The sequence below is a fragment of the Tessaracoccus sp. ZS01 genome (genome assembly GCF_022342445.1).
GTDB lineage: Bacteria > Actinomycetota > Actinomycetes > Propionibacteriales > Propionibacteriaceae > Arachnia.
On the sequence record NZ_PQFE01000001.1, the window covers coordinates 677,773 to 695,631 of the forward strand.

The window sequence follows — 17,859 nt, forward strand, 5'->3', positions numbered from 1 at the left end:
GGGCAAGTACGCTGCCCTCATGAGCAACGCGCAGTGGCCCCCGCCGCCGGGCAACGGGAACAACTCACCGTGGGCGAGCCAGGACCCGTCCTGGCGCCCGACGCAGTTCCATGATGCACAGGGCAGGGACCCCCGGCAGCCGTTCGGGCAGCAGCCGCCGGCGCCGCCGTCGTACGAAGATCTCCAGCCTCCCAAGCGCCCCCGGTCCACACTCTTCATCGTGCTGGGCGTGGTGGCCGTGATCGCGGTCGTCATCGTGGGAATGCAGTTCCTGGGAGCAGCCTCCCCGGAGAGCGGGGCCAGCCCCTCTGCGGCTGCCACGGCAGAACCCAGCCCTGAGCGCACGGGCAACTTCATCCCGTTCGAGGGCAACGGGGACGGCATCTTCGAGATCGTCGGCTACTCCTGGAACGGCGACCAGCTGGACCTGCGCATCCGCGTCGAGGTGGAGCAGGGCGACTACGCCTTCGCCATCTTCGCGTTCACGAACGAGACGAGGCTGAGCTACGACCCCGTCGACATGCGGGCCTTCAGCGCGCGGGAGGGCCAGCCCTATGAGGGCACGGTCACCTTCATCATGCCGAGAGCGGATTCCACCATCGTGTTGACCACGCCCTCCGGACGGGTGGCCCTCAACGCTCTGCCGGTGAAGGGCTGAAGTCAGCCTGGGCGCGCAGGCGTTCCTCCACCGCGTCGGGATGATCCTTCGACAACAGCGTGACACCGGAGACGGCGATGGCGCCGGTCACGATCATGCCCAGCACCGGGCCGGCGCCCATCCCGATGCCCTCGCCGAGCACCACCAGGCCGAACACGACGGCGACGAACGGGTCCACCGTCGTCATGGTGCCGACGGTGATCTCGGCCGGGCCGGAGGCGTAGCCCTGCTGGATCATCCAGGCGCCCAGGATGTAGCACAGCAGCATCATGGCGGCGGTGGCCAGGAACTGCCAGCTTCCGAAGCTCTGGTCGTGCTTCTGGATGAGGTTCATCGCGGCTTTCATGAAGCCCGAGGCCAGACCGTAGAAGATGGCGCCCACAGAGGACCACAGGATGGCCTTCGCCCAGGCCACCGCCCGGGTGGCGAAGAAGGACAGGGCCGCGCACAGCACGCAGACCACCACGAAGGACCACAGCATCGCCGGGAAGCTGAACTGCTTCTCCCCCGTCGCGTACTGCGACGAGAAGATGGTGAAGCCCACCACGCCCAGCACCGTCACACCGACGGCGCCCCACAGCTTGGCGTTGATCTTGTGCTTGTGGATCTTCGAGGCGAGCAGTACCGACCACGGCACGGCCAGGATGCCCACCGGCTGCACCACCGACACCGGGGCGAACGTCAGGGCCGTCAGGTGGATCGCCGCGCCGGCGAAGACCAGGCCCAGGCCGATGACCCATTTCGGGACGGTGAAGAGCTTCAGCAGGCCCTTCAGCGACAACCTGTTGGAGGAGGTGACCGCATCCGCGTCGAACTGGCTCTTGACCCCCAGACTCTGCAGGATGGCACCGCTGGCGAACAGGAACGAGCCGCACACCTGCATGGCGATGGCCAGGTAAATCACGAGGGTCCCTTCGGTCGGGTCAGACCTTCAGATTATCCGACGTAGACGACCACCTTGTCGCCCTCCTTGGCCGCATCGAACAGTGCCTCCACCGCGGCCCTGTCGCGCACGTTGACGCAGCCGTGGGAGGAGCCGTTGTAGCCGCGGGCGGCGAAGTCGCTGGAGTAGTGGACGGCCTGTCCCCCGCTGAAGAACAGCGCGAACGGCATCTTCGAGCCGTAGAGCTTGCTGACGTGGTTGCGCGACTTCCAGCCCACGGAGAACGTGCCCTCGCGCGTGGGCGTCAGTTCGGAGCCGAACCGCACGTCCATCGACATCTTGACCTCACCGTCGACGACCCAGGCGAGCTTCCGCTGCGTCTTGGAGATGCAGATCACCCGGCCCTGGAGGCAGCGGTCGTCCAGGGTCAGTTTGGCCTCCGCGGGGGCGGCCACCACATTGTTGAGCTGATCGACGGTGGGCTCGTGCGTCATCGACGCGAGGCGGTCCAGCGTGCGCTGGTCCACCTCACCGGTCACCGGGATCTCCCGCTTGGTCTGGAAGCCGGTGACCGCCTCGGCCGTCTTGGGCCCGTACTGGCCGTCGACGAGTCCGAGGTACCACTCGAGCTGCTTCAGGCGGGCCTGGAGGTCCTTGACCTGATCCCCGGTGCTGCCTGTCTTCAGGAGGGCTGGCCCCGGCTTCAGCACGTTGTGCATCTCGTCTGCGGTGGGCATGCGCGTCATATCGACAAGTCGATCCCATGTCACCTGGTCGACCTCTCCCGTGCCGGGGAGGCCACGCTTCACCTGGAAGCCCTCCACGGCGAGCCGCGTCGCGTCGCCGTAGTCGCTGGTGATCTTCCCCGACATCCAGTTCAGCTGGAGGAGCCGGTGCTGCAGTTCCCGCACCTGTTCCGAGTCGTCTCCGGGCGCCAGCAGGGGCGGCACCGTCGGCACCACCTCCGGCGTCTCTGAGGTCTCCGGCTCAGCGGTGGGCTGAGGGACCTCGACAGACGGCTGGGGCTCGGCGCTCGGCGCGGTGGTCGGCTCAGCGGCCGGCACGGACGGGACGACGCTCGGCTTCGCCGGGACGACGACCGGTTCCGCCGTGGGCGTCACGTCGGGCAGGACCACGGGCTCGTCGGTGACCGCGCCTGCTCCGGGATTGGCGACGGTGGGCGCCGGCCCGGCCTGGGGCGCGAGCGCTTCCGGCGCGCACGCAGCGGCGAAGAGGCTGAGGGCGGCAACGACGCCGATGGCGAAGCGCCGGGCACTGGGCACGGAGAACATGGTGAACCTCACAGGGGGAAGAGCGGTTCGTACGCGTGCATCGTATGACGCGGAGGGGCGGGTCTCGGTGTGACACGCGAAGCGGCGGTGCATGGAGTGCTCCTGTCGGACGGGTTTCTCATCCGTATTACGCCTCAGTGCGGTCGTCGGTTGCCCGCACTTCAGGATTCGAGCGACCTGATCACCCGCAGGATCTCGTGGCGGAGGGGAACCGCCCGCTCCGCGAAGCCACGCTGCACTGCCGCGTAGCGGGCCCGCCCCTCTGCCGTCTCGACGGCGATGGGCTCGTAGCCCCAGTCTGCGAGGTCGTAGGCGGAGGCCTGCATGTCCACCTCGCGGATGTCGCGCGCCAGGAGATAGGCCTCGAACAGCAGCTCGGAACCCACTGCGGGAGAGAGTTTGCCGGCCCAGCGGTAGAGGTCCATGTTCACGTGGAGGCAACCCGGTTGGTCCAGGTCAGGCTGCGTCTCACGCGTCGGTTGCAGCACGTTGAGCGGCCGGGCGGGCTCGGTGAAGAAGCGGAACGCGTCGAAATGCGTGCAGCGGCAGCCCACCTCCTCCACGATCCGGGCCACCTCCGCCGGGTCGAAGCGCAGCTTCAGATAGGGGTGCCGCGTCTGGCCCTCCTGCAGCCTGTAGACCATCGCCCACTCGTGCATCCCGAAGCACCCGAACCGGGGGGCCTTGTCCGCCGCGGCAGCCAGGAGGCGGTGGGCCGTTTCGACCGTGCCGCCCCGCTTGGCCAGGAAGGACGCTGCGTCGAGCACGGTCACCCGTCCCGTCGTTGCATAGAACTGACGCTCCGCGAAAGCCTCTCCCCCGGCCAGGCCGACGCCGGCACCCGGATGCCACTGCGCCAGGTGGCTGGGCCTCAGGTTGTAGTACTGGAACAGGAAGTCGTCGACGGGGTGCTTGAGGCCGCGTTCCCGCCGCCGCACCACCTCCGCCAGTTCGGCGGTGACGCGCCCGCGGTGGATTTCGGCGCGCTCCCGCCATTCAGCGGCCTCCAGCACCCTCACGGATGACCTTTCAGGGCCTTGCGTCGCTGACGCCATTCAGGCAGCAACCGGTCCATCCCGGCGACGAAGCGTGGGCCGTGGCCGCGTTCGACGAGGTGCATCAACTCGTGCACGACGACGTACTCCAGCGCGGTGGGGGGGTGCTCCGCGAGCGCGGTGTTGAAGGTGATGGCGGCCGTGCGGACGTTGCACGTGCCCCAGCGCGAGGTCATGCGCCGCAGCTTCACCGTGGCGTGCCGGCGTCCGACCTGCGGTTCCCAGAGTGCGAACAGGCCAGGCAGGGCGGCCCGGAGTTCGCGCCGGTAGAGGTTCTCCAGCCCTCGTCTGCGGGCGTCCTCATCCGGACCGGACAGCACGAGGACGCCGTCCTCCAACCGGGCGCCCGCCTTGGCCGACTCGTCAGTGCGCACCTCATGCCACCGGCCCCAGAGCCTGGCGCGCCCGCCATCGGTCAACGGTTCCTCCGGCGGGTGGGCGAGCCGGACCTGTTGCCTGGCCTTGAGCAGCCAACGCTCGTGGCTGCGCACGAACTCCGTGACCGTCTCCTCCGCCAACCCCAGTGGGACTGAAATCTTCACCACGCCGTCGGGAGGGACCACCCGCATCCGCAGGCTCTTGATGGGCTTGTACGTCACCTCAGCTGACACGCTGCCCACTTGGAGCAGCGAGGCGTGGGGACGTCGAGGAGTCATGCCCACATCGTAGGAGGGCGTCGGGACATTTCCTCGCACAGCACCCCGACACCCCTGTTGTCCACCGACATTTCCGCGAGACGCCACCGCGCTGGAGAGTGTGGGGATTATCCTGCCCCGATTGCGTGTTCAGGGCCAGATGGTTGCAGACTAGGGGGGTGTCCCCCGAACTCATCGTGCTAGCGCTTGTCGTTATCACCGCACTTGCCTTCGACTTCACGAACGGCTTCCACGACACGGGCAACGCGATGGCTACGTCGATCGCCACCAAGGCCCTCTCCCCCAAGGTTGCGGTTGCATTGTCGGCCGTCCTGAACCTGGTGGGAGCCTTCCTGTCCGTGGAGGTCGCCCTGACCGTCACCAACGCCGTGGTCAACATCCAGGACTCCAGCGGCGCGCCGCGCCCGGAGCTGATCGGCGACGGCGGCATGTCGCTGCTGCTGATCATCCTGGCCGGCCTGGTGGGTGCCATCGTCTGGAACCTGCTCACCTGGCTGTTGGGCCTGCCGTCGAGCTCATCGCACGCGCTGTTCGGCGGGCTGATCGGCGCCACCATGGCCGGGCTCGGCGTGAGCGGCGTCAAGTGGGCCGGCGACGGCACGAAGCTCGACGGGGTGATCGGCAAGGTCGTGTTGCCCGCCCTGTTGTCGCCGGCCATCGCCATCGCCGTCGCCTCCGTGGGCACGTGGCTCGTGTACCGCATCACCCAGGGGGTTGCGGAGAAGTACCGCGAGAGCGGGTTCCGCTGGGGACAGATCGGTTCCGCGTCGCTCGTCTCCCTGGCGCACGGCACCAATGACGCGCAGAAGACCATGGGCGTCATCACGCTGGCACTGATCGCCACCGGCACCTGGACGGACCTCACAGCGGTGCCGCTGTGGGTCAAGGTGGCGTGTGCGCTGGCCATCGCGCTGGGCACCTACATCGGCGGATGGCGCATCATCCGGACGCTCGGCAAGGGCCTGGTCGAGATCAGCGCACCTCAGGGCATGGCCGCGGAGTCGTCCTCCGCGGCGGTCATCCTGGCCTCCAGCCACCTGGGCTTCGCCCTGTCCACCACCCACGTCGCCACCGGCTCCATCCTCGGCTCCGGCCTCGGCAAGCGCGCGAAGGTCAACTGGTCGGTGGCCGGTCGCATGCTGATGGCCTGGGCCATCACGCTGCCCGCCGCGGGCATCGTCGGCGCCGCCATGTGGTTCGTCGGTCACAGTCTGGGCGGCCTGTTCGGCTCCATCGTGATCTTCCTCATCCTGGCGATCGCCTCCGGGTGGATGTACCTCCATTCCCAGAAGTCGAGGGTCGACCACAAGAACGTCAACGACGAATGGGTCGAGGACGTCACCCAGCGGCAGCTGCCTGAGCAGCCCGCCGGGCCCCACCGCCGGGTCAGGAGCAAGGCATGAACAACCTCTGGCTGGCCCTTGAGGGCGCATCGCAGGTCCTGCTCGCGGGTCTCCTGCTCGGCGCCGGTCTCCCGGCCGTCTTCTCGCTCGGCATCAGGGCCCTGTCCTACGGCGCCCACCAGAACGTGGACGACCACACACCCCACCCCCTCGCCAAAGTGGTGGCGGGATTCGCGTTCGGCGTCGTCATCGTCGCCATCGTCCTGGGGATCAGCGTGATCGTGTCGCACGGCATGGGCTACCGGCTGAGCTTCGACAACATCTACCCGATGTTCGTGCCCAAGTAGTTCCACCCCTGAGGGGGTTTGGCCCGGCGGTCGTGCGAACAAGACTGGAACGCATGAGTGATCTGCACGCAATCACCAAGGCAGCTGAGGCAAAGACGATGGACGAGGGTGCATTCCCCGCCCAGAGCCAGACACCCCCCGGGCTCACGACCGAGATGACGCCCCTCCCGGACCACGGCGAGGAGGGCTGGATCGGCCGTGACCGGTTGCATGGCCTGAAGGCCCTCATCACCGGCGGCGATTCGGGCATCGGGCGGGCCGTGGCCATCGCGTACGCCCGCGAAGGCGCCGACGTGGCGTTGAGCTACCTGCCCGAGGAGCAGTCCGATGCCGAGGACGTGAAGAAGCTGGTCGAGGACGCCGGCCGCACGTGCGTCCTGCTTCCGGGAGACATCACCGAAGAGGCGATCGCCCGCAAGGTGGTCGACGACGCCGCCCGCCAACTGGGTGGGCTCAACATCCTGGTCAACAACGCAGGCTTCCAGTGGGCCCGGCGCGACGGCGGTCTGGCAGACCTGAAGACCGACGAGATGGACCGGACCTTCAAGACCAACCTCTACGCCATGTTCTGGCTGTCCCAGCAGGCGCTGGGCTACCTCGACAAGGGCGACTGCATCATCAACGTGAGCTCCATCCAGGCCTACGACCCTTCAGTGGATCTCATCGATTACGCGGCCACCAAGGCTGCCATCAACAACTACACGGTCAACCTGGCGGCCGAGCTCGGGCCCAGGGGGATCCGCGTGAACTCTGTGGCCCCGGGCCCGATCTGGACGCCGCTGCAGCCGGCCACCAAGAAGGCCGAGGAGATGCCGAAGTTCGGGCTCAACACTCCCCTCGGGCGCCCGGGTCAGCCCTCCGAGATGGCCGGCGCCTTCGTCTTCCTGGCCAGCCCGCTCGAGGCGTCGTACGTCTCCGGGACCGTGCTGGGAGTCACGGGCGGCCGCCCCGTCTTCTAGGCGGGCAGCGGGCAGGTCCGCTCCCGGCGCACACGAAGCACCAGTGCACCGGCGAGCAGCAGGATCGAAGCACCTGCCAGGAAGCGCTGCACCGGGGCGAAGTACTGCAGGGCCCCGGTGTAGCCGAGTGCGATCAGCACCAGCTTGTTGCAGACCGGGCAGCCCACCGCGAAGAAGCTGACGAAGGCCCCGGCGGCACCCAGCTTCCCACCCCGTTCGGCGTCGGCCGAGTCCTTGCGCGCAACGTAGGTGGCGGCGACGAGTCCGGCGAGGACCGAGGTCACGAGGAGCACGGGCCAAGCCCATGCCGTCGGCGGGATCTCGCGTCCGAAGACCGGGTTCGGGATCAGAGCGGTAGGGATGGCCACGACGAGCACGGTGGCCACCGCGGTGGCCACCGCGAAGAACCACCGCCGAGCCGGCCAGGTGGCCAACTCGGCGGTGAAGGTTCGCGGCCCGCTCTGGAGCTGGAACGGGAGGGTCACTGGACCTCCGCGCCGGCCTTCTGCTTGGCGATCTCAGCCTGGACCTCGTCCATGTCGAGCGCCTCGACGGCCTCGATCAGTTCCTCGAGCGCCGCGCCGGGCAGCGCGCCAGCCTGGGAGAACACGATGACGTTGTCGCGGAAGGCCATGAGCGTGGGGATCGACATGATCTCGAAGCCGGCGGCGAGCTCGCGCTGCGCTTCGGTGTCGACCTTGCCGAAGACGATGTCGGGGTGCTTCTCCGAAGCCTCCTCGAAGATGGGGCCGAACTGGCGGCAGGGGCCGCACCAGGCAGCCCAGAAGTCGAGGAGGACGATGCCGTTGTCGGCGATGGTCTGCTCGAGGTTTTCCTTGGTGATCTCAACGGTTGCCATGCTCCGATCGTATACCCCCACTGGTATCCGAGGCGAATCTGTCCGCTGACGACGAAACCTCGCCCCGAGAACGCCCAAGGCGAAGACTGGAGACAATGAGGTATGCCTGAATGGTTGGCCGCCGGCACCGCCGGTCTTGTCTCGGGGGGCGCGCTCCTTCTCGATAGCGTCATCGCGTGGTTCATATCCGTCCCCTCCCGCGTCATGGCGGTGGTGATGTCGTTCGGCGCCGGGGCGCTGATTTCCGCGCTCTCGTCCGAACTCGTCCAGGAAGCGATGGACCAAGTGGAGTGGTCGCCACCATCCTCGGCTTCTTGAGTGGCGCGTTGGCCTTCGTCGGCTTGAACGTTCTGCTCGCGCGCCATGGCGCACGCCACCGCAAACGTTCGGGCAATCAACAACCAGCGGCCGATGAAGACAGCGGTGCGGGCATTGCCATCGGTGCGCTCGTCGCCGGGGTTCCTGAATCGATGGTCCTTGGGCTGAGCTTTCTCACGGGCGGTGGGCTCAGTGTCCCGATCCTCGCGGCCGTCTTCATCTCTCCGACATCCCCGAGGGACTCTCCAGCACGGCAGTGATGAAGAACGCTGGTCGGTCTCCCCGCTACGTCTTCGGAATCTGGACCGGCATCGCCTTCGCCTCAGGCCTTGCAGCCTTGGCCGGATACGTCCCCCTTGATGGCGCCAGCCCGATCACAATCGCGTTCGTCAACGCCCTGGCTGCGGGAGCGATCCTCGCGATGATCACCGACACCATGATCCCAGAAGCCTTCGAGGAAGCTTCCCTGTATTCGGGCTTGGTGGCCAGCTTGGGCTTCCTCGCCGCGTTCACGCTCCACTCCCTCGGCGGCTGAATCAGAACGTGCCTCGGACACCATGGCGCGCGGTTTCCGTGGCTGCGGTCGGGGCCACGCCCACGAACTCGGCCCTTCGCCATCACCTTCGCAGACCGCGTGCCCGCGGCCGGCACCCACCACTAGAAACGCCACTTACACCGAGAATCGGACAGTCCCCTCTCAAGGGAGCCTCCGACCGACTCCGAGACCGAGGAATCGACACCCTCCCCAGCATCAAAGCCGAACAACAGAACTAGACTCGAAACTGTCCACTCTTCGACCGCCGGAACTGACCAGAGTTCCAGTGCCGTCGACATGGCTGCCTCTTGCGTGTCCGCCGAAGCTCCAGATCTACCCGCGCGGTTCAACCAATTGCCCATGACAGCCGCCCAGCCTCGATCAAGCTTCGGCTTTCACATCCAACGGTTGCGGTCATTTGACGTCCGAGCGTTCTTGGGACAGCCGGAACACCCATCCAGACGAGCGCGGCGAAGGCAATGGCGCGAATCGATAAGCCTACGGTCCGAAACCGTTCTCTCAATCACGCTCGTCATCAAGTTCCAGCGCGACGGTGACGTATGAATGCGGAGGCAACTCAACACTCAGCCCACCTTGGCACGGCTGGATGCCGTCGAAACTGCGAGGGGATACGGCCGCAGGGGCCTCCGGCGTGTTGTGCCCGTTGAGGCTCTCCGCAGTCAGGATGCGCGCGGACCATCCTCGGACCGCGCGTCCACGAAGGTCGAGTGACAAGGATTGGGAGTCGACGTGGCTGAGGTTGGAGAGCGATAGCAGTGCCTCAGCACCGCGGATCGATGCAGATGCTGAGATGAGGGGCAACTCGGTGCCATCGCTCCGCACCGTCGGAAGCTTCGTGGGGAAGTGAACATCAAGGGCTGCGGCATCGTGGTGTCCCACGCCCATCTCGAAGACGTGGTAGGTCGGAGTCAGGACGAGGGCGCCCGACTCGGCATCTGTCAGCAGCATCGCTTGGAGGACGTTGACAGTCTGCGCGATGTTAGCCATCACCACGCGGTCCGCATGCTGATGGAAGATATCGAGATGCACACTCGCGACCAGCGCATCCCTCAAGGTGTTCTGCTGATACAGGAACCCCGGGTGTGTGCCTTCCTCAACTTCCCACCACGTGCCCCATTCATCGACCACAAGCCCAACCTGCTGACCCGGGTCATAACGGTCCATGACGGTGCTGTGTCGCTTTATCAGAACATCCATGTGCCTCGCCCTTGCCAGAGCGAGATACCACTCGTCCTCACCGAATTGCGTCGCGTGGCCAGGAGCCGACCTATCTCCGGTGCGTGTGTAGTTGTGCAGCGATATGGCTTGGAACGGCAGGTTCGAACCGTTCGAGCACGAGACGCACCCCAGCGCCTTCATCAGTTCCTCAGTCCAGGCGTAATCATCTTCGTTGGCGCCGGCGGCGATGCGATACAGATGGTTGTCACCGTGGTTGCGCAAGAATGTGGAATACTGACGCGCCAAATCGGCATAGGCTTGGGCCCTCATGTTCCCGCCACAGCCCCAAGCCTCGTTTCCGATACCCCAAAAAGGCACATCCCACGCTTCTTCTCGGCCGTTCTGTCGCCGGAGCTTGGCCATCGGGGAGTCATCGTCGCGGGTCAGGTACTCAACCCAATCGCTCATCTCCTGGACCGTTCCGGAACCGACATTGCCATTGATGTACGCATCGGATCCGAGCATCTCGCAGAGATCCATGAACTCATGTGTACCGAAGGAGTTGTCCTCGACAACGTCTCCCCAGTGCGCATTCACCATCCGCGGCCGTTCGTGCCTGACTCCGATCCCGTCGCGCCAATGATAATAATCTGCGAAGCATCCTCCCGGCCAACGAAGATTTGGAATCTTTAGGGCCCGCAGTGCATCGACCACGTCCTGGCGGATGCCGCGCGTGTTCGGGATGCTGGAATCCTCTCCTACCCAGAAACCACCGTAGATGCACCTCCCGAGGTGCTCGGCAAAGTGGCCATAGATGTGCCTCGAAATGACGGGGCCGGGAAGGTCGAGGTTGATGACGGCCTTGATCGTAGACATGATTTCCTTGAATTGTTCAATCAAACAGCATTTTGGGGAGGTTTTGTACGGATGGGATCGGGTGTGTTGCGGGAAACAGGGGGATCTAGCCCTTCACCGCCCCGCCAAGCATCCCTGAGACGACGTACTTCTGAGCGAAGAGGTAAAACGCGACTGCTGGAAGCGTGAACATGAAGCCCACCGCCATGATCGTCTGGATCGCCGTCCCCTGCTCGCCGACGAAGCCGGCCAAACCCACCGATGCCGGTTGCAGCGACTTGTCAAAGATGAACGTGACGGCGAAGACGTACTCGTTCCATGCGTGGAAGAAGGAGATCACAGCGGCTGCAGCAATCGAGGGGGCCATGATCGGGACGTTGATGCGCAACAGCGTCTGGAACGGGCTGCACCCGTCGACTCGTGCAGATTCCTCCAATTCTCGGGGCACTCCGTCAATGGCTCCTTTGAGCACCAGCGCGACGATCGGCAACACGAACGCGGTGTTCGCCAGAACCAGTCCGGTCAACGAGTCCAGCAGGTCGAAGCGGCGATACAGGGAGAACAGCGGGACCACCATGAGTGCCTCCGGCAGCATCTGCGTCATCAGCAGCAGAAGGCCCAGCAGCAGCTTCCCTCGGAACGTAAAGCGGGACAGCGCATAAGCCAGTGGAATTCCCAGCACGATCGACAGCGTTGTGGTGCCAGCCGCAACCACCGCGCTGTTGCGCAGCCACATGAGGGTCGGGCCCTCCTGGAGGGCGCGCACGAAGACGCCGAATCGGGAGAGGTCCGGCACCATGTTAGGCCGTGCGGCGAAGAGACCCGCATCGCTGGTCAATGCGGTCGTGAACATCCAGTACAGGGGGAAGACCGCCACTCCCATCACCACGATGACACCTACGATGCGTGCGTACAGACCAAGCTTGGAAGTCCTCATGAGCTGGCACCTCGTTCCGCGGCTCGGCTGACGGCACGACTTCCGACGACGACGATTAATGCCATCGCAATTCCTACCATTCCGATCGCGGCGGCGTCTCCCAGCCGCTGGGCGTCGAACGCCTTTGAGTACAGGTCAATCACCAGGGTGCGCGTGCTGCCCAATGGGCCGCCACGCGTCATCAGCCAGATCAGCTCGAAACGACGCAGAGACCATATCGTCATCAGAAGCGCGACGAGGCCGACTGTCGGTTTAACGACCTGCCAGGTGACTACACGAAACACCCACCACCGGTTGGCACGATCGAGTTGCGCCGCCTCCTTCAACTCAACAGGGACCGCCTGAAGAGCTGACAGGATGACGACGGCAACGAAGGGGAACAACTGCCACATGGTGGTGGCCAGGATCGCAGGCAGAGCAAGTTGGGGATTGTCGAGTACGCCGCTCGGCCCGACGTCCACGCCCACAGCCCTGAGGGCCCGAGTCACGATCCCGTACTGGGGATTCATCATCCAAGTGGCGATGAGGGCCGTGGCGATGCCCGGGGCTGCCCACGGGATAGTCACCACTGCTCTAGCAATTCCACGTCCTGGGAGTTTGGCGTTCAGCAGTAGGGCCACGGCAAAACCGAGACCGACCGTCCCAACGACGCAGGCCACGACATAGACCAGCGTGGTCCACAGCGTCTTCTGGAAGTCAGGGCTGCCGAAAATCCTGGCGTAGTTGTCCAGACCAACCCATGTGCCACCCGAAGGATTGAGCAAGCTCGTGCGGGTGAAACTCAGATACACCTGTTGTGCGAGTGGAATGGCTTGGAAGATGAAGATGTAGGCGGCGGCGGGCAACAAGAAGAAATACGGAGTCCACTTGCTGCCCATCGCCGCCCCTCTCCGCCTCGGTCGGATATCGGCCATCTCAGCCCACGAGCTCCTCGGCCTGCGTCTGGGCCCTGTCCATGGCTTCGGCCATGGTCTGCTCACCTTGGAGGGAGGCGATGACCTCGGTCACAACGATCTTCCGGATCTCAGCAGTGTCTGGGCCGAAACCGACCACGATGTGCGGCGCGCTCGAGTTCGTCAACTCATCGAATACGGTGAGGAACGGAGTCTCCTTGAGTTGCTCTTCGCTGCGCTCGGTGACCGTCGCCATGCTCGCCGCCCCAAGGGCCTCCTGCAGTGCGACCTGGTTCTCGTCCTGCAACATCCAGTTGACGAAGTCCATCGCCGCGTCCTTGTTCTCACTATTCGCGTTGATGACGATGGGCGCCATGATCGCGCCCTGAGCACGGACGGGGAAGGGAATCGGGGCCACGCTGAATTCCCGATCGGGATTCATGCCACGCATCGCGACCGTGTAGCCGCCGTTATTGAGCTCCATGCCCACTTTGCCCTGGGCAAACATCTTGCGGAAGGTCGCCGCGTCAGCTCCCTTCGGGATCACGTTCGCGTCGTAGAGCGCCTGATAGGCCTCCAAGCCTTCGACATTCTTGGGATTGTTGAGCGTCAAGTTCTCGCCATCAGACCACTGCCCACCAAAGCCGTAGACGTAGTTGAAGATGTCCTGCCAGACCCCAGCTTCCTCGGCCTGGGTCTGGCGGAAGGCGAGCCCGTAGACATCACCCTGCGTCAGTTCCTGCGCGAGCGTGAAGAACTCCTCGTAGGTTGTCGGCGGCTCGGGGATGAGGTCCGTGTTGTAGTAGAGGACGTAGTTGGATGTGTCATGGATCACTCCATAGCGGGTCCCGTCGACGAACATGTACTGATCCGGGCCGGGCTGCAAGCCCAATTCGTCGGCGTCGATCTTCTCATCAAGCGGCTCGAGTAGCCCTGCAGCTGCCGCTGAGGTGAACTCCGGCATGTCGAAACGGATCAGGTCGGGCCCCTCCCCGCCACCCATCTGGGTCAGCACCGTTTGGCCAAATGTTGGGAAAGGCACCGCCGCCGGCTCGATGGTGACCCAGTCCTGACTCTCGTTGTAGGCGTCAATTCGCTCTTGGAGCCGAGGTCCCAGCCCAGGATCGCCGAACGTCGATGCGGCATAGGTGATCGTGACCGGGGCCTTCTCCTCGCCAGCAGCTGAATTCCCGTCGTCCGCGGCCTCGGTGGACGAACAGGCTGTCAGCGCCAGCCCCGAAACCAGCAGAGTGGCCAACCCGCTGAGGGCGCCTCGTCGTGTAGCAATGCGAACCATCAATACTCCCTTGTAGATGGATGGTGAGAGCGTGCGCTCATGCATAAGATACTAAATAATTACTAATGTGCAAACTCATGATCGTTGGCACTACGCTGATCGCATGAGGATCTATCCCGGGCGCGGGTTGCATGGCGAAGTCGTCAGACGACTCGGCCTGAGCATCATTCGAGGCGCCTACGTGCCCGGCGATATCATCAACATCGAAGCGCTCGAGCCCGAGTTCGGTGTGAGCAAGACGGCGATCCGGGAGGCTGTGCGCGTCCTCGGGGCCAAGGGGCTCGTCGACTCCCGCCCGAGGCGCGGAACCTTCGTCCGTGAGCGGGCCGCATGGGATCTGCTAGACAGCGACATTATGCAGTGGCGCCGCGAGGCGCAGACAGATGCCGACCAACTCTTGAGTGATCTGTCCGAGCTGCGGGACACCATTGAGCCCGCCGCCGCCAAGCTAGCGGCCACACGCCACACTCCGGAAGACTTGGCTGCGCTCTGGTCAGCCTTCGAAGCCTTCGCCTCAGCAGGGGACGATGTAGCTCAACTCATCGCTGCCGATCTGGATTTCCACCGCTTGCTACTCCAGGCCACTCATAACGAACTGTTCGTACGTCTCGATGTCGTGGTGACGCACGCTCTGGAGGCCCGTAACCGTATCCAGCACCACCCTGAGGCACGCTGGATGGATCCGGTACCCGATCATCTAGCTGTACTCGAAGCTGTGGCGGCCAGAGATCCCCAGGGGGCGGAACGAGCCATGCAATACGCATTGAGGGAGTCCGACGAAGATCTGCGCTCCGGCGAGCCTCCGTTCGGCGACGCCGACCACGGGAAGGGAATGACCATTTTCCGTAATCCCGCGTGACCCCGCGCAGTCGCGCCTGTCAAGGACGACTGCGGCCTCTATGGGACGAAGAGCCGGTGGATTGGACTGAACTGTTGGCATCGCAGGGGCCAACCCTCATCACTGCACTCGTGGGCGTCGCGGGCATCATCGGCACGACCCGGAGCGCACGGCATCAAGCCAAGAGCCAGAGCGTCGAGGCACTTCGCGCCGAGCAGCGCACGACCTACGCCGAGGGGTTGGTCACCGCCTACGCCGCCGCTGACCTCCTGCCTCAGTGGGACTACGACATCATGTTGGACTGGACAACGTCCTTCGACAATGAAGCGTTGGCGGCCCACCAGCAAGAGGCCGCTAGGATCGCTGGCCGATGTGCCCTCCTGGGCGACGACGACGTCAGGTTCACATCAGCGCACCTGTTGCTTACCATGGCAGGGACGCGCCGGATCATGGCCCTGCCATTCATCGCCAACGAAGCAGGCAGCAAGGAACGCCAACTCATCACAGAAGCTGCGGACGGCTTCCGCGAGGCTGCGCAGGCCGACATCAACCGAACAGACCGCAAGCTAGCTGCGCGCTGGCGTCGGTTCCGCCACTGGTGGGCCGACAGGCACGAGCGACGCGCTCACAAGAACCTCGACCCCGGACCGACCGCCGAAGACGCCGATATCCTCGAAGCTCCCGACCGGGGCGACCCACCGTTCTAGCGCCACAACGTACCCCCGACGTACCCCGCGAAACACGAAACCCGCGTCTGGCCTAGCCAAACGCAGGTTCATTTGTGGAGCTAAGGGGATTCGAACCCCTGGCCTCTTCCATGCCATGGAAGCGCGCTACCAACTGCGCCATAGCCCCGGTGTCACTTTCGCGACTGCCGCCCTTCGGCGACTCGAAAAACTCTAGCGCATGCGCCGAGAGAACTACAAATCAGCGAGTTGACTCACGTTAGAAGCCCGCGTGGGGTGATTCGTTGACTCATCTCAAGATGCCCGCGTAGCGGCACCCTGAGAGGATGGAGTTGACGATGGCGCAGCGCAAGGCGATCACAGCGACCCAAGCGAAGGCGTGGCCGAAGGCCACCAAGGCTGAGAAGGCTGCGATCCTGGACGCGGTGGTCCAGGTCACCGGCTGGCACCGCGATCATGCCCGCAAGATGCTGCGACGCGCTGCGAGCGGCCACTTGCCCGAGCCCCGCAAGCCACGAGAGACGACACGACGCTACGACACTCAGGTCACCGAGGCGTTGGTGCGGTGCTGGGCCATGCTCGACGGGATCGCCTCGAAACGTCTCGCCGCTGCCTTGCCACGGTTGCTGACCGCGTTGGAGCGTCTCGACCGACTCGACATGACCACCCAGGTCCGCGACCAATAACTGCAGATGTCACCGGCCAAGATGGGTCGTCACCTGAAGCCGTATCGTCAAGGCCTCATCGCCGGCAAAGGCATCGCTCACACCAAACCCGGTTCCCTGTTGAAGTCCTCGATCCCGCTGAAGACATGGGCCGAGTGGAACAACACCACCCCGGGTTCATCGAGATCGACCACGTCGGCCACGAAGGCGGCGACAACAACGGCGCCTTCCACTACAGCCTCAACGGGGACTGTACGTTTTCCGGCGTAACTCCGATGTAGGAGCTACCCGATGAGGATGCAGGTTGAGCCGATCGCTGAGGCGGTCGTGATGGAGGCGGTGACGGCGACGGGAACGCCCCCGCTGGTGGACAAGGATTTGGTGGCGCAACTCGTGGGCGACGCGCAGCGGCTGGGGCTGTCGGTGGAGGGCGAGGGCGGGCTGCTGGCTCAGCTGACGAAGCTGGTCCTGGAGTCGGCCCTGGAGGGCGAGATGACCGCGCATCTTGGCTATGACAAGCACGAGCGGGTCGAGGGCAGCGAGAACGCCCGCAACGGCACCCGGTCGAAGACGGTGCTGACGAAGGCCGGCCCGGTCGAGATCGCTGCGCCTCGGGATCGGGCCGGGTCGTTTGAGCCGGTCGTGGTGGCGAAGCGGCAACGCGGCTCAGGGCGATCGAGGATGTCGTGTTGTCGCTATCGGCGCGCGGGCTGACCCATGGCGATATCGCGGCGCATCTGGCCGATGTGTATGGCTCGGAGGTGACGAAGACCACGATCTCGACGATCACCAACAAGGTCCTGGACTCGATGGGCGAGTGGCAGAACCGGCCGTTGGATCCGGTGTATCCGGTGGTGTTCATCGACGCGGTCCAGGTGAAGGTCCGCGACGGGCAGGTCGCGAACCGGCCGATCTACGTCGCGTTGGCGGTCACCGTCGAGGGGAACCGCGACATCCTCGGGTTGTGGGCCGGTGACGGCGGCGAGGGCGCGAAGTACTGCCAACAGGTGCTGACCGAGATCAAGAACCGCGGCGTCGCCGACGTCCTGATGCTGGTCTGCGACGGCCTGAAAGGGCTCCCCGAATCGGTGGGCAACGTGTGGCCGCAAACGATCGTGCAGACCTGCGTGGTCCACCTGATCCGCGGGTCGTTCCGCCACGCGCAAGGAAGGACTGGGACAAACTCGCCCGCGCGCTACGGCCATCTACACCGCCGACACCGTCGCCGCGGCCGAGGACCGGTTCCTGGAGTTCACCGAAGCATGGGGCGCCAAGTACCCGGCGATCGTGCGCTTGTGGGGGAACGCGTCGAGTTCGTCCCGTTCCTGCAGTTCGACAAAGAGATCCGCCGGATCGTGTGCACCACCAACGCAATCGAGTCGGTCAACGCCAGGATCCGCAAAGCCGTCAAGGCCCGCGGGCACTTCCCCAACGAGCAGGCCGCGCTCAAATGCGTCTACCTCACTGTGATGGCACTGGACCCCACCGGCAAGGGAAGAGCCCGTCGGACACAGCGTTGGAAGGGCGCACTCAACGCGTTCGAGATCACCTTCGACGGTCGGCTCTCAGCCGGCCGCCGACACTGAAAGTCAAACAACCATGAG

General features: G+C 64.9%; 23 protein-coding genes and 1 tRNA gene. 12 read left to right on the plus strand and 12 right to left on the minus strand.

All coding sequences use genetic code 11. From position 1 onward, the window contains the following. The first annotated feature begins 19 nt into the window (after nucleotides 1–19). Nucleotides 20–658 carry a hypothetical protein gene (locus C3E87_RS03245; RefSeq protein WP_076059157.1) on the plus strand — a complete coding sequence of 213 codons (639 nt, stop codon included), beginning with the start codon at nucleotides 20–22 and terminating at the stop codon, nucleotides 656–658. On the opposite strand, the gene C3E87_RS03250 is transcribed toward C3E87_RS03245, so the two are convergent. The 4 genes from C3E87_RS03250 to C3E87_RS03265 form a co-directional block, all read right to left on the minus strand. Beyond that, a complete protein-coding gene (locus C3E87_RS03250) occupies nucleotides 633–1,562 on the minus strand; it encodes a hypothetical protein (RefSeq protein WP_076059159.1) in 930 nt (309 codons plus the stop codon). The two genes, C3E87_RS03245 and C3E87_RS03250, sit on opposite strands and share 26 nt — an antisense overlap. 32 nt (nucleotides 1,563–1,594) lie before the next feature. Further along, nucleotides 1,595–2,833, minus strand: a complete 1,239-nt coding sequence (locus C3E87_RS03255) for a L,D-transpeptidase family protein (protein WP_083665381.1) — start codon at nucleotides 2,831–2,833, stop codon at nucleotides 1,595–1,597. A gap of 161 nt (nucleotides 2,834–2,994) precedes the next feature. Further along, nucleotides 2,995–3,852 carry a 3-methyladenine DNA glycosylase gene (locus C3E87_RS03260; protein WP_198928182.1) on the minus strand — a complete coding sequence of 286 codons (858 nt, stop codon included), beginning with the start codon at nucleotides 3,850–3,852 and terminating at the stop codon, nucleotides 2,995–2,997. Then, complete coding sequence (locus C3E87_RS03265) at nucleotides 3,849–4,544, minus strand: M48 family metallopeptidase (protein ID WP_076059165.1); 696 nt, start codon at nucleotides 4,542–4,544, stop codon at nucleotides 3,849–3,851. Before C3E87_RS03265 ends, C3E87_RS03260 begins: the two co-directional genes overlap by 4 nt. A 158-nt stretch (nucleotides 4,545–4,702) precedes the next feature. Here C3E87_RS03265 and C3E87_RS03270 point away from each other — a divergent pair, with 158 nt between their 5' ends. Genes C3E87_RS03270 through C3E87_RS03280 form a run of 3 tightly spaced genes read left to right on the plus strand, consistent with a single transcriptional unit; the run spans nucleotide 4,703 to nucleotide 7,193 of the window. Next, nucleotides 4,703–5,947: an inorganic phosphate transporter gene (locus tag C3E87_RS03270; protein ID WP_076059167.1), complete on the plus strand. Its 1,245-nt coding sequence runs from the start codon at nucleotides 4,703–4,705 to the stop codon at nucleotides 5,945–5,947. After that, nucleotides 5,944–6,234, plus strand: a complete 291-nt coding sequence (locus tag C3E87_RS03275; protein WP_076059170.1) for a hypothetical protein — start codon at nucleotides 5,944–5,946, stop codon at nucleotides 6,232–6,234. Before C3E87_RS03270 ends, C3E87_RS03275 begins: the two co-directional genes overlap by 4 nt. Nucleotides 6,235–6,287: 53 nt before the next feature. Continuing rightward, on the plus strand, nucleotides 6,288–7,193 hold the full coding sequence (locus tag C3E87_RS03280) for an SDR family oxidoreductase (protein ID WP_076059172.1): 906 nt from the start codon (nucleotides 6,288–6,290) through the stop codon (nucleotides 7,191–7,193). On the opposite strand, the gene C3E87_RS03285 is transcribed toward C3E87_RS03280, so the two are convergent. After that, complete coding sequence (locus C3E87_RS03285; RefSeq protein ID WP_076059175.1) at nucleotides 7,190–7,678, minus strand: hypothetical protein; 489 nt, start codon at nucleotides 7,676–7,678, stop codon at nucleotides 7,190–7,192. The genes C3E87_RS03280 and C3E87_RS03285 overlap by 4 nt on opposite strands. Beyond that, nucleotides 7,675–8,052, minus strand: coding sequence for a thioredoxin (trxA, locus tag C3E87_RS03290; protein ID WP_076059177.1), 378 nt, complete (start codon nucleotides 8,050–8,052; stop codon nucleotides 7,675–7,677). The genes C3E87_RS03285 and trxA overlap by 4 nt, the downstream gene beginning before the upstream one ends. Nucleotides 8,053–8,154: 102 nt before the next feature. Here trxA and C3E87_RS03295 point away from each other — a divergent pair, with 102 nt between their 5' ends. From C3E87_RS03295 to C3E87_RS03305, 3 genes are read left to right on the plus strand one after another with little or no spacing between them, the layout of a single operon-like run. Further along, nucleotides 8,155–8,370: a hypothetical protein gene (locus C3E87_RS03295; protein ID WP_233120673.1), complete on the plus strand. Its 216-nt coding sequence runs from the start codon at nucleotides 8,155–8,157 to the stop codon at nucleotides 8,368–8,370. Continuing rightward, nucleotides 8,343–8,630, plus strand: a complete 288-nt coding sequence (locus C3E87_RS03300) for a hypothetical protein (protein WP_233120674.1) — start codon at nucleotides 8,343–8,345, stop codon at nucleotides 8,628–8,630. Before C3E87_RS03295 ends, C3E87_RS03300 begins: the two co-directional genes overlap by 28 nt. Further along, a complete protein-coding gene (locus C3E87_RS03305) occupies nucleotides 8,630–8,905 on the plus strand; it encodes a hypothetical protein (protein ID WP_233120675.1) in 276 nt (91 codons plus the stop codon). Before C3E87_RS03300 ends, C3E87_RS03305 begins: the two co-directional genes overlap by 1 nt. A gap of 519 nt (nucleotides 8,906–9,424) precedes the next feature. On the opposite strand, the gene C3E87_RS03310 is transcribed toward C3E87_RS03305, so the two are convergent. From C3E87_RS03310 to C3E87_RS03325, 4 genes are all read right to left on the minus strand, one after another. Next, nucleotides 9,425–10,960, minus strand: coding sequence for an alpha-N-arabinofuranosidase (locus C3E87_RS03310; protein WP_076059179.1), 1,536 nt, complete (start codon nucleotides 10,958–10,960; stop codon nucleotides 9,425–9,427). 85 nt (nucleotides 10,961–11,045) lie between these two features. Beyond that, complete coding sequence (locus tag C3E87_RS03315; RefSeq protein WP_076059183.1) at nucleotides 11,046–11,876, minus strand: carbohydrate ABC transporter permease; 831 nt, start codon at nucleotides 11,874–11,876, stop codon at nucleotides 11,046–11,048. After that, nucleotides 11,873–12,754, minus strand: coding sequence for a carbohydrate ABC transporter permease (locus C3E87_RS03320; protein ID WP_198928183.1), 882 nt, complete (start codon nucleotides 12,752–12,754; stop codon nucleotides 11,873–11,875). The genes C3E87_RS03315 and C3E87_RS03320 overlap by 4 nt, the downstream gene beginning before the upstream one ends. A 37-nt stretch (nucleotides 12,755–12,791) precedes the next feature. Beyond that, entirely contained in the window at nucleotides 12,792–14,111 is a 1,320-nt protein-coding gene (locus tag C3E87_RS03325; protein ID WP_083665355.1) for an ABC transporter substrate-binding protein, read from the minus strand. A 58-nt stretch (nucleotides 14,112–14,169) separates the two neighbouring features. Between C3E87_RS03325 and C3E87_RS03330 the strand changes: the two genes are divergently transcribed. Both C3E87_RS03330 and C3E87_RS03335 read left to right on the plus strand, forming a co-directional pair. Beyond that, complete coding sequence (locus C3E87_RS03330) at nucleotides 14,170–14,925, plus strand: FadR/GntR family transcriptional regulator (protein ID WP_076059190.1); 756 nt, start codon at nucleotides 14,170–14,172, stop codon at nucleotides 14,923–14,925. Between the two features lie 56 nt (nucleotides 14,926–14,981). Next, entirely contained in the window at nucleotides 14,982–15,611 is a 630-nt protein-coding gene (locus C3E87_RS03335; RefSeq protein WP_076059193.1) for a hypothetical protein, read from the plus strand. A 75-nt stretch (nucleotides 15,612–15,686) separates the two neighbouring features. On the opposite strand, the gene C3E87_RS03340 is transcribed toward C3E87_RS03335, so the two are convergent. Next, nucleotides 15,687–15,759: transfer RNA gene (locus C3E87_RS03340), tRNA-Ala, on the minus strand. 157 nt (nucleotides 15,760–15,916) lie between these two features. Between C3E87_RS03340 and C3E87_RS03345 the strand changes: the two genes are divergently transcribed. After that, the gene (locus C3E87_RS03345) at nucleotides 15,917–16,276 is read left to right on the plus strand and encodes a hypothetical protein (RefSeq protein WP_233120676.1); all 360 of its coding nucleotides are present in this window, start codon (nucleotides 15,917–15,919) and stop codon (nucleotides 16,274–16,276) included. A gap of 77 nt (nucleotides 16,277–16,353) precedes the next feature. Here the strand turns inward: C3E87_RS03345 and C3E87_RS14550 are convergent, their stop codons facing one another. After that, nucleotides 16,354–16,488: a hypothetical protein gene (locus tag C3E87_RS14550; protein WP_255362891.1), complete on the minus strand. Its 135-nt coding sequence runs from the start codon at nucleotides 16,486–16,488 to the stop codon at nucleotides 16,354–16,356. Nucleotides 16,489–16,546: 58 nt separating this feature from the next. Between C3E87_RS14550 and C3E87_RS14555 the strand changes: the two genes are divergently transcribed. Next, a complete protein-coding gene (locus C3E87_RS14555) occupies nucleotides 16,547–16,969 on the plus strand; it encodes a transposase (RefSeq protein ID WP_255362892.1) in 423 nt (140 codons plus the stop codon). Then, on the plus strand, nucleotides 16,942–17,841 hold the full coding sequence (locus tag C3E87_RS03350) for an IS256 family transposase (protein ID WP_255362893.1): 900 nt from the start codon (nucleotides 16,942–16,944) through the stop codon (nucleotides 17,839–17,841). Before C3E87_RS14555 ends, C3E87_RS03350 begins: the two co-directional genes overlap by 28 nt. Nucleotides 17,842–17,859 lie beyond the last annotated feature (18 nt).